This is a genomic window from Cupriavidus nantongensis, assembly GCF_001598055.1.
In the GTDB taxonomy this organism is placed as follows: domain Bacteria; phylum Pseudomonadota; class Gammaproteobacteria; order Burkholderiales; family Burkholderiaceae; genus Cupriavidus; species Cupriavidus nantongensis.
On the sequence record NZ_CP014844.1, the window covers coordinates 1,264,250 to 1,273,644 of the forward strand.

A 9,395-nucleotide genomic window follows, 5' to 3' on the forward strand; every position below is an offset into this window, starting at 1 on the left:
AGGATTCGGACTGCTGTACCTCGCATCGGAAAACCAACTTGTGCACATCACCAGTCCCCCATCAGGCCGCCGAGCCAATCAATGTTGGCCCTCAAGCGAGCGTCGAGCATGGTCTCGGCACAGCTGGCCACGGTCCATGCCTGATAGCTGACGTTGCGACGGCTGCGCATCTTCTGCGCGTGCTGGCGTGAGGCCAGATCCTGCAGCAGGCAGCGGCGGTGGTTGGCGTTAGCGCGGGCGGCAGCCATTACCATTCCCCCATCAAGCCGCCGAGATCATCAAGCGACTTGGCGCACGCAAGCCGACCATCCCATGGATACATGCGCCCGCAAAGTTCATACGCAGTTTGCCCCGCCTGATGCCACTCCAGCACCTTGGAGAACACCGCGCGCTTAGTCTCGATGGTTTCCATCACCATTCCCCCATCACGTCAGGCAATCCGAAGTTCTGTGCCATCGCCACCGACGATGAACAGTTGCACGTCAGCCAGCCTGTAGTCATTGCTGTTGCCGTGCACCACGTACTCCGACTTGCCCTTATGCGGATCGAGCTGGACAGGAAACATGGCACCTTTCTCGGTTTGCCCGTAATACTTGCTGGTGCGCTTGATCCGCGCATAGATTTGCTGAGCCATCACCATTCCCCCATCAAGCCGCCCAGAGCCGCTATCGTGGCCACCAGTGCCTCGTCAACACGAGAGAAATAGTCCGCGTCCCTGGTGCTCAGCCAGCTATCCAAACGGACCCGATCGTACGACCGCCGGTAGTCCTGGTAGGCAGCCGAGGCCTGCTCGTGCAGCGCGTAGGAAAAATCTCGCACCTTGCGCGAAGCCGCGCCTTTCAACTCATCGGCCAGCTTCGCTGCTTCCTTGCCGGCCTCGACCAGAGCGTCATACTTCGCGATCGACGAAGACCCCTGGTTATGCAACACCAGCATCTGCGTTTCCTTATCAACAAAGCTCGTTACGCTTGACATCACCATTCCCCCATTAGGCCGCCGAGCTGCACCAGGCTGGAGGCCGCAGCTTTACCCGCAGTGGCTGTCTGCATCGGAGTCGAGAGCTGCGGGTACCTACGGTCCAATGTCAGCGCCTGGAGGGCGTGACCCAGCAGCGCATACCAGTTCATTCGATTCATCATTGACACAAGAAAAATGGGCAAAAGGAATCCCGCTACCGCCCGCAGGGGCGGTAGTGCATTCGGTTTGCAGCGTTAGGGGAGGTTTAGTGCTGCGTCTCTGCCGAGCAGACTAGTTGGCCCGTGGCTAGGAGGTGCCGCGTACTCGGCAGGGGCTCGGCGGACAGCGCCGGGGTCTTCATTAGGCCCATCAGAGTCGCGAGGGTAATGCCCCGCTTCCGGCCGCTGACGGGGTCCACGATCACCAGCAAAAAGCTGGTGGACAGGCTTAGGTCGATGTACTCCTGCCGCCGGCAGCTGTCGTGCTCGCCGAGCGCCTGCAGGACGGCGATCTCTGCCCGTGCTTCGGACATGCTGAAGCGCTCCTGTAGGTGCGAGATGGCCTGATCGATCATCGCGCGCCGATCCGCGTGCAGCGCGTCCTGGCCGGCGAGAAAAGCGAGCGCGGCATAGTGGACATCTTGCGAAGTGTGGTTGTTCATCATCGGTCGCTCCTTCAGTCTTGGTCGATCGTTTCGGAGGTGCCTCCGATAGGGGAATCAAATTCGATATCAAGCTGCGCCAGCTGCCTGCCCGCCGCTGCATCGTTGTCGGGAGCAGCAGCTGCCCCCTCGAGGACGGCGTGCAGGCGATCGCGGCGCACGTGGCGCGATAAGGGGATGTGCACCTGCGGATCCGGGATCGAGGAAGGCGACAACGTGCGGCAGACTTCTAGATTGGCCACATACACATGGCCGCAGTACTCGTTCGTGCATCGATAGGTAACCTCGCGCATGGTCAGGGACATCTCGCGGCTCTTCACGAATGCAGCGCGCGCACGGCAATGCGGGCATTTGATGGAGAGCCTCATTGGTCTTGCCTCTGCACCAGGGCCAGAGCACGCCGCTTCCCGCCGGCCTGCTTAGCTAGGCGCTGAATCCTGGCCTTTGCCAGCCACTCGACGGTCTGCTCGATGGTGTCCAGACCTTGCTGTTGCCGGATGCGCTCGAACATCTCGTATTCCTGCTCGCTGATGGTGATGGTTTCGTCGGGCATCGATCTGTCGGCTGATGAGCAACTTTTGAGCAGCTCAAAAGCCGCTACTAAGCGCCTGTCTTTATGCCGTCTGTTGGGCCACACTGCTTTCCATGCCGAGGCGCTGTTCTGCTTCGGCAACAGCGAGCATCCGAGCCATCGGTGCCAACTGTTCGCCCTGGTAGTTCGCCAAGGCAACGAGCAGGTCGTGCTCGTATTGGTCCAGGCTCAACGTGAGACGGTAGCGGCGGACACGCTTGGGGTCGGGGTACATGGTGGCTCCTGGTGGTGCTGGCGCCGTTAGGCGTGGGAGCGTTCGCGCTCATATTCCTGCATGCCGCGCAGAAACATCAGACGGACAAAAGCAGCCCGAGAGCGAGAGTCTTCGGATGCATATCTGTCGGCCTTTGCGACCTCTTCCGGGGTCAAGCGCAACGCAAGTGGCTGCGTCTGCTTGCCGCGGGGAGCCCCGGGGCGGAAAGTAGTCATAAGTTATGATTTGTCGTCGGTTGTGTGTGTAGTGAATATAGTATCCGAACGGATACTCGTCAAGAGATTTGTGCATCCAAATGGAAACTATCGGGGGGCGGCTCAAAGAGGAGCGGGTTCGGCTCGGCATGAGCCAGGAACAACTCGGCGAAGTTGGGGGAGTGAAACGCCTTGCACAGATGCGCTATGAGTCCGACGAGAGAAGCCCGGACGCGGTGTATCTCGCCGCGATCGGCGGCATCGGGGTCGACGTGCTTTATGTCCTGACTGGTAATAGGACGCCCGCGGCAACGATCACGGCCGAAGAGCGTGCTCTGCTGGACAACTACAAGCACGCAGGCGCGGAAGGACAGGCGGCGGCGCGAAAAGTGCTTGATGCGCTCGCGCAGCCAAAGGAAATGGGAAAGAAAGTCGGCTAACGAGACCGACATCTGGCTGTACGCCATTGAGGCACCGCTTCGCTTTGAAGAGGTGTTTGGCGAGAACAGCTTCGCCGGGCGAGCTATGGCCTGGCTCTAGTAGTGCGCAACCAGGTCGCGACAGCGGCCGCCATCACAAGGAAGTCCCATGAAGTTCATCTTCTGCCCGTCGACCGACGAGTCAGCGGCGCAGCTGCTCGCTGCCGTTCGACAGTTGGCCTCTGGTGCATACCACTACGTCGCGTCGGATGGCACTGCCCAACGCGTTCCCATTGTGGAATCGTGGGAGCAGCTCGCCGATGGAACGATGCACGTGGAGATTGACGATTTGATCGTCGACCAGGTTGAGCCGCTGCGCGAGCTGCTCGAGCTGGTCGAGCCCGTCACGTTGCATTGACGGCAGTATGCCGGCATCCGCAGCAGCAGCGCGGTGACGCTTCCTGGTAGTTGTGGTGCGTAAGGGTCATGGATAGTGCTTCGGCGATATCGTCGTGCGGCATGGATTTCAGCATGTACTCCCACGAAGCCCTCGCCCGCATGGTATCGATGTCGCCACGAATTTGACGCTCGAGTACCTGGATCAAGATCCGCAGATTTTCTTCGCGCGTCTGTTCCGCGCTCAATCCGATTTGCTTAGACATGACACCTCAGAATATTGAAAAGTTTGACGAGATTGCCGGCAAGATATTTGCCGCCCTCTATGAGAGTTTCCCCGTGGCACGAAAGCTAGACGCCAAGGAATTTGTTGAAGGCGGCTTCGATGCTGCTTACTTCGTGCAGGAGCGAACTGGCCTGCATTTGCGAACCAAAGAGGGCGACTTCTTTGAGTCGACCATAGTTTGGCTAACTGCAGCGGGCTACATCCAGGGAGTCTCGAAGGAGCGTGAGCCGCGGCCGCACGACATCATCCTTACGCCCAAAGGCTTGGAGGTGCTGAAGGCGGTGCCGGGCAGCCTGACGAACTCGCCAACACTTGGGGAGCGCATGCTGGGTGCGACCAAAGCGGGAGGCAAAGAGGTCATGCGTGCCGCCGTGAAAGAAGCCCTAAGCCTCGGCATTAAGATGACTGTCGGTGGCTGATTCGCCCCGATTCTCGCGTGCTTAGACTATGGATCTCGCGAGTAGCTAGCGCAAGCTAGACGTAGTTTGAAATTGGCCGTATAGCTCGGCGGACCACCATCCGGCATCTGGTAATTTTTGTGCGCCGGGTGGTGGCAATGGAAAGGGCGCAGCTACGCGGCAGCGCCTTCGTGCACGCTGATATCGACGCGCAGACCAGCCTGCGCGAGCATGTTGACCAGCATGTCTAAGCTGAAGAGGTCGATCTTGCCGCGCATCAGATCGGAAACGCGCGGCTGCGTGACACCGAGCCGCTTTGCGGCCTCGGCCTGAGTGAGTCCCTCGGCCTTGATCCGCTCTGCGATGGCGATCATGAGCGACGCACGGGCCTTCATGTTAGCGGCCTCGCCAGGGGTGTCCTCCAGCGCATCCCACACGCTGTCAAATCGTTTCTTGCTGGTCATTTCTTCAACTCCTTGAGCAGTTCCTTGTAGCGCGCTGCTGCCAGATCGATATCGCGCTTGGCGGTCTGCTGCGTCTTCTTTTGGAAGCAGTGCAGCACGTAGACCGCATCGTCGAACTTGGCGACGTACATCACGCGAAAGATGCCGGCGGCGTCGCTGACACGGATCTCTTTCACGCCAGCGCCAACGGTCGCCATCGGCTTCCAATCGTCCGGCTCGAAACCGCGTTGCACGCGGTCCAGCTGCAGGCCGGCTTGGCGCTTAGCGGTCGTCGGGAACTCCCGCAGATCGTCCAGCGAGGTGCCGAGGAATTCAACCGGTTTGATGTCGTCGTGTGCCATGAGTTGAATTATACAAATACTTGTATAAATGGCAAGGGAAATTGCCGGCGTGTGCGCTCAGTCGCCGGCCAGCACGTCGCTGCCCTGGTCGCCTTCGTCCGCCTCTTCCTGCTTCGTTTCCAGCTCCAGCGCTGTGGTGAAGCCGGTCTTGCTCAGCGAATGCCGCACGCGGTAGACAAGCCAGTCAGTGGCGTCGATCTGCGGCTTTAGGCCGCTGACGGTGACGGGAGTCTGTGGCGCAATGTCGGCGCGGCCATAGGCCAAGGTGTACTCGAACGAAAAGATGCCGCGCCGGATCCGCTGCCATTCCGACCGTGCTGCGTAAAGCGCGTCCTTCTCGCTGGCATAGGTCGTGCGCAGCCGCTTCGCGTTGCCGCTGACGCCTGCTACGACGCTGCGGCGCTTCGCTTGCTTGGGGTCGTGCCAGAAGGCACGTACGCCCGTATAGCTGTCCCGGTCGGCGGTGTGGTAGCGGTGCCCGTCTCCATCCCGCCGCACGATGTGCAGCGCCGGCAGATCCCTCCCGCTGGCTGCACGTGCCTCGGATGCCGGCAGGAAGAGCAGCACGCCGGCCTTAACGGTGGCCACCGCGTCGAACTGCTTGCCCAGGCGGCGCAGGAAGTTCGCGTTGCTCTCGTTGGTCTGGTCCGCGTGGTCGATCGGGCGGCTGCCGATCCCGGCCGCCACGCGCGCGGTGAGGCCGTGCTCGGCGGCGATCGCCTCCACGATCTTGCCGACCGTTGTCTTATGCCAGCTGCGCTCCTTCAGCTCTCGATACTCATGCAGCAGGTTCGATGCGCGTGCATGCACGACCAGGACATCTGGCGCGCCGCTGTGCTCCACCTCATCGACGATGTACTTGCCTTTGTCGATCACGCCTGCCGGAAAGCCGGGAGGGAAGCCCGCCAGTGGTGTGCTTTGCCAGCCGATCGCGAGCGTGATCTCGGCACCGCGCGGTGGGATCTCCAGCCGCCCGTCGTGATCGCTGATGGTCAGGTCGAGCTGGTCGCTTTCGTTCTCGCGACAATCGGTCAGCGTGAGGCTGACCAGGCGCGGCATGACCTTGCTGGTGATGTCGAGGCCGTCGAGCGTCACGCGCACGGCCGGGCGAGGGTGTGCCATCAGAATAGTCCGAGGACGCCGACCAGGTTCTCGTCGACGCGCTTGAGGGAAATGGAGAACTCGATACGCTTGGACGAGCCATCCTCGTTGAGATAGCTGCGCGTCTCGCTCATGGTGGTGATGACGAACGCGCCGTAGATGCGGCCGGAGCCTTCCACCAGGGCATAGGCGTCGCCTGCGTCGGCCATGTAGCGCAGGATATCGAGGGAGATCGGGCTACCCGCGAACCCTTCGTCGGGCGCAATCCAGCCGGGAAGCGTGATGGTCTCGTCGCCGGGGCCGGTGTACTGGTGAGCGTCCCGGGTGCCGACGCGCGACACGTTCGGGTGCTTCCATTCCGCCTGGCGCTGCAGCTCGTGGTGGGCGAGGGTGGGCAGCGAAAAAACGAAGCTGCCAAGGCACATCATCATGATCGTGGCTCAGTGGTGATAGTCGGCCATTTGGCTGCGCAGGCGAGTAGCCTTCTCGCGCTCGCGCCGGTCGAGTTCTGCCCGGATCGCTTGCGTGATGGCCTGCTCGTCGGCGCCCGCGGCGAAATGCAGGTTGATCTGCACCGTGTCGTGGCTGTCCACCACCACGGCTCGCTGCTGACGCGGCACGATCGGCGGTCTCGTGTCCGCCTTGATCGGCTCGGGCGCTGTAAATGCCGGCAGATCAATTCGCGCCGCCAGGGGGGCCAGCGCGGCCAGGGCGGGGCGCTGACTGGCTGCGGGCACGCTGGGCGAGGGGATAGCCTGCGGCGGCTGACCGGCGGCCACCGATAGCGGCGCCAGCGCGCCGGCCGTGGCGACGGCTGCGGCCATGCGGCGCGCGGCGTTCGCCGGCAGTGCCTCATTACGGGCGATGCCCAGGGCCGTGCCCTCGGAGATGTCGCCGCCGTACCCGGCAAATACGCGGCTCGGGCTGCGGATGCCCAGCTTCTCGCGGAACCAGGTCATCGCCGCGTCGGCCGCGCCAGAGATCGCCGCCTTGACGGAGCCCAGGGCACCCGTGATGCCGTTAGCCAGGCCGCGGATGATGTTCGCCCCGAACTCGGAGAACCGGCTGGGCAGTTCGATGCCAAACCAGCTCAGCACGCCAGCAAAGGCACGGTAGAACAGGCCCAGCGGCGACCAGTCCAGGATCAGCGCGGACACCTTGCCGATACCACCCGCCGTCGCGGCCTGGATCTGCGCCCACATGCCGCCGAGCGTCGCAACGACCTGGCCCCAGGCACTGGCCGTGAAGCCCTGAATCGACGCCCACAAGGCGGCGAACCTGGGGCCGAGCGTCTCCCAGTTGCTCCAGATCAGGTAGGCGCCTGCCGCGATGCCGGTGACCACCAGGCCGATCGGGTTCAGCATCAGCGCGCGGCCGAGCCACAGCAGCACGTTGCCGACCAGGCCGATCGCTTTGGCGACGGGGCCGAACAGCAGCCCGGCGAAGCCGCGCAGCACGGCGCCCAGTCCGCCCAACACTGTGGCCAGGATCCCGCCGTTGAGGCCGACCAGCGCCATGCCATAGCGCAGGATGGCGAAGGGGCCGATCAGGGCCGCCAGCGCGATCGTGAACGTGCCCATGACGGTCAGCACGATCGCAAGCGCGGCGGCGATCTTGACCAGCGTACCGGCCAGGATCGGGTTGCGCTCGACCCAGGCCGTCGTGCGCTCGATCACGCGGCCGGCGGTGTCCATCACGTCGACGAGCTGCGGGCGCAGCGTCTCGCCCAGGGTGGTGGAGAGGTTGGTGGCCGTGCCGCCGAGCGCGTCCCAGCGGTTTTTCAGGGTGCCCAGCACATCGTCGACGCGCTGCTGCAAGCTGGCCTGGTCTTCCATGCGCTTGAGCGCTTCCTCGAAGCCGGCAACGCCACGCTGCAGGAAGATGGAGGCGGGCCGGCCGCCCTCGGTGTCAAACATCTTCTTGAGGATCCGCTCCTGCTCCTGCGGCGTGAACACGCGCAGCTTCTCCAGCTCCTGCATCATGTGCTTGAAGCCGGCGAACTCGCCCTTGCTGTTGAAGAACTGCAGCTCGACGCCCTTGCCCTCCAGCAGGCTGTTGACGTACTTGCCTTCCTCGCTCTTGGCGCCCTCCAGCTTGTTGCCGAGCGAGGCCATCGCCTTGAGCATGTGCGAGAAGTTCGTACCGAAGGAACTGCCCTCGAGGCCGACCTGGGCGGCCATGCCCTGCAGGGCCATGTACTCGCGCATCTTGCCGATGTCGCCGACCTGGCCCTTGATGTTGATGTCGGTCGACGCGTACTTCATCGATTCGTAGATGTCGTCGACCTTCAGGCCGAAGCCGTAGCGCGCGCGCTGGATCATGTCGGCCGCCAGCGGCAACTGCTCATCCTTCAGGCCGTGCGCCTCGCGGGCCTTGGCGATGAACTCGGCCGACCGAGCCTTGTCCAGCTTGAGCAGCACGGCGAGGTATGCCGAGGCGTCCAGGCCGCCGTTGGCGATGCTCTTGTGGTCCATGCCCTGGGAGACAAGCGCTTCGGCGGCTTCCATGAAATCACGCGTCGTGCCCGGCAGCTTGTCGCCGAGCTGCTTGGCGCGCAGGCGGATGTTGTCGAACTCGGCACCGACCTTGCCGCCCTTGTCCATCATCGAGGCGTGCAGGTCGGTGGTCGCCGTCTCCAGGGAGGAGAAGTCGCGGACCACCTTGACCACCGGCAGGCCCAGCGCCGCGCCGGCCCCGGTGGTCGCCGCGCCCGCCGCGGCGGTGCGCGACGCGATCTGCTGCGTGTCCTGGTACTGCCGCGTGGCGGCGGCCCACTTGCGATGTTTCACCGCGAGAGCCGCTGCCTGCTGTTTCTGCGCCTCCATCTGCTGCGTCGCGCTGGCGATGCTGGAGCGCAGCTGACGCTGGTGGGAGGCGAGGTCAGACGTGCTGATGCCGGCGGCAGACAGCTTGTCGCGTAAGCCCTGCAGCTTGATGGCCTGGCTGTCGTGCTGCATCGCCAGGGTCTTGGCGTCCCGCTGGGCCGCCTGGAATTCGCGCTGCAGCGCACGCGTGGGCACGCCTGCAGCGTCGAGCTGCTGGGCGAGCTGGCGCACCCGCTGCTGGGCGGTGGACAGGTCGGCAGCCGTTTGCTTGAGCGCGCCGCGCGTGCTGCTGAAGTCATCAACCACACGCTGCTGCTCGTTGAGCGACTTCAGCCGGTCACGGGTTGCCTTGAGCGCGCGAGCCGTCTCCGCGCTGGTGGCGGAGATCTTGCGCAGCGGCGCGGTGGCACGGTCGATCGTGTCGAGGACTACCTTGAGTTTGAGTTCGCGTTCGCTTGCCATGCTATTCCGCTTCGCTGCGCACCCTGGCGCGCTCGCGCCAAGCCATCAGGTCAACCAGCTCCATCTCATCCATGGCCGCGGGCGG

18 protein-coding genes are annotated in these 9,395 nt (G+C 63.4%); 3 read left to right on the top strand and 15 right to left on the bottom strand.

Annotation, left to right across the window (positions count from 1 at the left end):
• Positions 1 to 47: 47 nt before the first annotated feature.
• The 8 genes from A2G96_RS05785 to A2G96_RS05815 form a co-directional block, all read right to left on the bottom strand.
• A complete protein-coding gene (locus tag A2G96_RS05785; RefSeq protein WP_062797575.1) occupies positions 48 to 248 on the bottom strand; it encodes a hypothetical protein in 201 nt (66 codons plus the stop codon).
• Positions 248 to 412 (bottom strand): hypothetical protein, encoded by a 165-nt coding sequence (locus A2G96_RS33680; protein WP_154676076.1) that lies wholly within the window; start codon positions 410 to 412, stop codon positions 248 to 250. Before A2G96_RS33680 ends, A2G96_RS05785 begins: the two co-directional genes overlap by 1 nt.
• An 18-nt stretch (positions 413 to 430) precedes the next feature.
• Positions 431 to 634 carry a hypothetical protein gene (locus A2G96_RS05790; protein ID WP_062802085.1) on the bottom strand — a complete coding sequence of 68 codons (204 nt, stop codon included), beginning with the start codon at positions 632 to 634 and terminating at the stop codon, positions 431 to 433.
• Positions 634 to 936: a hypothetical protein gene (locus A2G96_RS05795; protein WP_062797577.1), complete on the bottom strand. Its 303-nt coding sequence runs from the start codon at positions 934 to 936 to the stop codon at positions 634 to 636. Before A2G96_RS05795 ends, A2G96_RS05790 begins: the two co-directional genes overlap by 1 nt.
• A 286-nt stretch (positions 937 to 1,222) precedes the next feature.
• Positions 1,223 to 1,621, bottom strand: a complete 399-nt coding sequence (locus tag A2G96_RS05800; protein ID WP_062797580.1) for a hypothetical protein — start codon at positions 1,619 to 1,621, stop codon at positions 1,223 to 1,225.
• A gap of 11 nt (positions 1,622 to 1,632) precedes the next feature.
• Entirely contained in the window at positions 1,633 to 1,986 is a 354-nt protein-coding gene (locus A2G96_RS05805; RefSeq protein WP_082818860.1) for an Ogr/Delta-like zinc finger protein, read from the bottom strand.
• Positions 1,983 to 2,171 carry a hypothetical protein gene (locus A2G96_RS05810; protein WP_062797583.1) on the bottom strand — a complete coding sequence of 63 codons (189 nt, stop codon included), beginning with the start codon at positions 2,169 to 2,171 and terminating at the stop codon, positions 1,983 to 1,985. Before A2G96_RS05810 ends, A2G96_RS05805 begins: the two co-directional genes overlap by 4 nt.
• A 61-nt stretch (positions 2,172 to 2,232) precedes the next feature.
• Positions 2,233 to 2,424 (bottom strand): hypothetical protein, encoded by a 192-nt coding sequence (locus A2G96_RS05815; RefSeq protein WP_062797585.1) that lies wholly within the window; start codon positions 2,422 to 2,424, stop codon positions 2,233 to 2,235.
• Positions 2,425 to 2,767: 343 nt separating this feature from the next.
• On the opposite strand from A2G96_RS05815, the gene A2G96_RS05820 reads away from it, so the two are divergent.
• Both A2G96_RS05820 and A2G96_RS05825 read left to right on the top strand, forming a co-directional pair.
• Positions 2,768 to 3,058, top strand: coding sequence for a hypothetical protein (locus A2G96_RS05820; protein WP_197672299.1), 291 nt, complete (start codon positions 2,768 to 2,770; stop codon positions 3,056 to 3,058).
• 148 nt (positions 3,059 to 3,206) lie between these two features.
• Entirely contained in the window at positions 3,207 to 3,455 is a 249-nt protein-coding gene (locus A2G96_RS05825; RefSeq protein WP_062797590.1) for a hypothetical protein, read from the top strand.
• Here the strand turns inward: A2G96_RS05825 and A2G96_RS33070 are convergent.
• The gene (locus A2G96_RS33070) at positions 3,442 to 3,699 is read right to left on the bottom strand and encodes a hypothetical protein (RefSeq protein ID WP_150124061.1); all 258 of its coding nucleotides are present in this window, start codon (positions 3,697 to 3,699) and stop codon (positions 3,442 to 3,444) included. The two genes, A2G96_RS05825 and A2G96_RS33070, sit on opposite strands and share 14 nt — an antisense overlap.
• On the opposite strand from A2G96_RS33070, the gene A2G96_RS05830 reads away from it, so the two are divergent.
• Positions 3,698 to 4,138: a hypothetical protein gene (locus tag A2G96_RS05830; RefSeq protein ID WP_062797592.1), complete on the top strand. Its 441-nt coding sequence runs from the start codon at positions 3,698 to 3,700 to the stop codon at positions 4,136 to 4,138. The two genes, A2G96_RS33070 and A2G96_RS05830, sit on opposite strands and share 2 nt — an antisense overlap.
• 152 nt (positions 4,139 to 4,290) lie before the next feature.
• Here the strand turns inward: A2G96_RS05830 and A2G96_RS05835 are convergent, their stop codons facing one another.
• Genes A2G96_RS05835 through A2G96_RS32240 form a run of 6 tightly spaced genes read right to left on the bottom strand, consistent with a single transcriptional unit; the run spans position 4,291 to position 9,383 of the window.
• The gene (locus A2G96_RS05835) at positions 4,291 to 4,581 is read right to left on the bottom strand and encodes a helix-turn-helix domain-containing protein (RefSeq protein ID WP_062797594.1); all 291 of its coding nucleotides are present in this window, start codon (positions 4,579 to 4,581) and stop codon (positions 4,291 to 4,293) included.
• Positions 4,578 to 4,922: a type II toxin-antitoxin system RelE/ParE family toxin gene (locus A2G96_RS05840; protein WP_062797596.1), complete on the bottom strand. Its 345-nt coding sequence runs from the start codon at positions 4,920 to 4,922 to the stop codon at positions 4,578 to 4,580. Before A2G96_RS05840 ends, A2G96_RS05835 begins: the two co-directional genes overlap by 4 nt.
• A gap of 57 nt (positions 4,923 to 4,979) precedes the next feature.
• Positions 4,980 to 6,044 carry a phage late control D family protein gene (locus A2G96_RS05845; RefSeq protein WP_062797599.1) on the bottom strand — a complete coding sequence of 355 codons (1,065 nt, stop codon included), beginning with the start codon at positions 6,042 to 6,044 and terminating at the stop codon, positions 4,980 to 4,982.
• Entirely contained in the window at positions 6,044 to 6,454 is a 411-nt protein-coding gene (locus A2G96_RS05850; RefSeq protein ID WP_062797601.1) for a phage tail protein, read from the bottom strand. Before A2G96_RS05850 ends, A2G96_RS05845 begins: the two co-directional genes overlap by 1 nt.
• Before the next feature lie 9 nt (positions 6,455 to 6,463).
• Positions 6,464 to 9,310: a phage tail tape measure protein gene (locus A2G96_RS05855; protein WP_062797604.1), complete on the bottom strand. Its 2,847-nt coding sequence runs from the start codon at positions 9,308 to 9,310 to the stop codon at positions 6,464 to 6,466.
• 1 nt (position 9,311) lies between these two features.
• Positions 9,312 to 9,383 carry a GpE family phage tail protein gene (locus A2G96_RS32240; RefSeq protein WP_082819034.1) on the bottom strand — a complete coding sequence of 24 codons (72 nt, stop codon included), beginning with the start codon at positions 9,381 to 9,383 and terminating at the stop codon, positions 9,312 to 9,314.
• Positions 9,384 to 9,395: the final 12 nt, after the last annotated feature.

Bases quoted from the DNA above. Each gene is read 5' to 3' on its own strand.
- A2G96_RS05790 (WP_062802085.1), bottom strand. From the start codon at position 634: ATGGCTCAGCAAATCTATGCGCGGATCAAGCGCACCAGCAAGTATTAC.
- A2G96_RS05800 (WP_062797580.1), bottom strand. From the start codon at position 1,621: ATGATGAACAACCACACTTCGCAAGATGTCCACTATGCCGCGCTCGCT.
- A2G96_RS05855 (WP_062797604.1), bottom strand. From the start codon at position 9,310: ATGGCAAGCGAACGCGAACTCAAACTCAAGGTAGTCCTCGACACGATC.
- A2G96_RS05830 (WP_062797592.1), top strand. From the start codon at position 3,698: ATGACACCTCAGAATATTGAAAAGTTTGACGAGATTGCCGGCAAGATA.
- A2G96_RS05835 (WP_062797594.1), bottom strand. From the start codon at position 4,581: ATGACCAGCAAGAAACGATTTGACAGCGTGTGGGATGCGCTGGAGGAC.
- A2G96_RS05810 (WP_062797583.1), bottom strand. From the start codon at position 2,171: ATGCCCGACGAAACCATCACCATCAGCGAGCAGGAATACGAGATGTTC.
- A2G96_RS05785 (WP_062797575.1), bottom strand. From the start codon at position 248: ATGGCTGCCGCCCGCGCTAACGCCAACCACCGCCGCTGCCTGCTGCAG.
- A2G96_RS05795 (WP_062797577.1), bottom strand. From the start codon at position 936: ATGCTGGTGTTGCATAACCAGGGGTCTTCGTCGATCGCGAAGTATGAC.
- A2G96_RS05825 (WP_062797590.1), top strand. From the start codon at position 3,207: ATGAAGTTCATCTTCTGCCCGTCGACCGACGAGTCAGCGGCGCAGCTG.
- A2G96_RS05850 (WP_062797601.1), bottom strand. From the start codon at position 6,454: ATGATGATGTGCCTTGGCAGCTTCGTTTTTTCGCTGCCCACCCTCGCC.
- A2G96_RS05815 (WP_062797585.1), bottom strand. From the start codon at position 2,424: ATGTACCCCGACCCCAAGCGTGTCCGCCGCTACCGTCTCACGTTGAGC.
- A2G96_RS33070 (WP_150124061.1), bottom strand. From the start codon at position 3,699: ATGTCTAAGCAAATCGGATTGAGCGCGGAACAGACGCGCGAAGAAAAT.
- A2G96_RS05840 (WP_062797596.1), bottom strand. From the start codon at position 4,922: ATGGCACACGACGACATCAAACCGGTTGAATTCCTCGGCACCTCGCTG.
- A2G96_RS05820 (WP_197672299.1), top strand. From the start codon at position 2,768: ATGAGCCAGGAACAACTCGGCGAAGTTGGGGGAGTGAAACGCCTTGCA.
- A2G96_RS05845 (WP_062797599.1), bottom strand. From the start codon at position 6,044: ATGGCACACCCTCGCCCGGCCGTGCGCGTGACGCTCGACGGCCTCGAC.
- A2G96_RS05805 (WP_082818860.1), bottom strand. From the start codon at position 1,986: ATGAGGCTCTCCATCAAATGCCCGCATTGCCGTGCGCGCGCTGCATTC.
- A2G96_RS33680 (WP_154676076.1), bottom strand. From the start codon at position 412: ATGGAAACCATCGAGACTAAGCGCGCGGTGTTCTCCAAGGTGCTGGAG.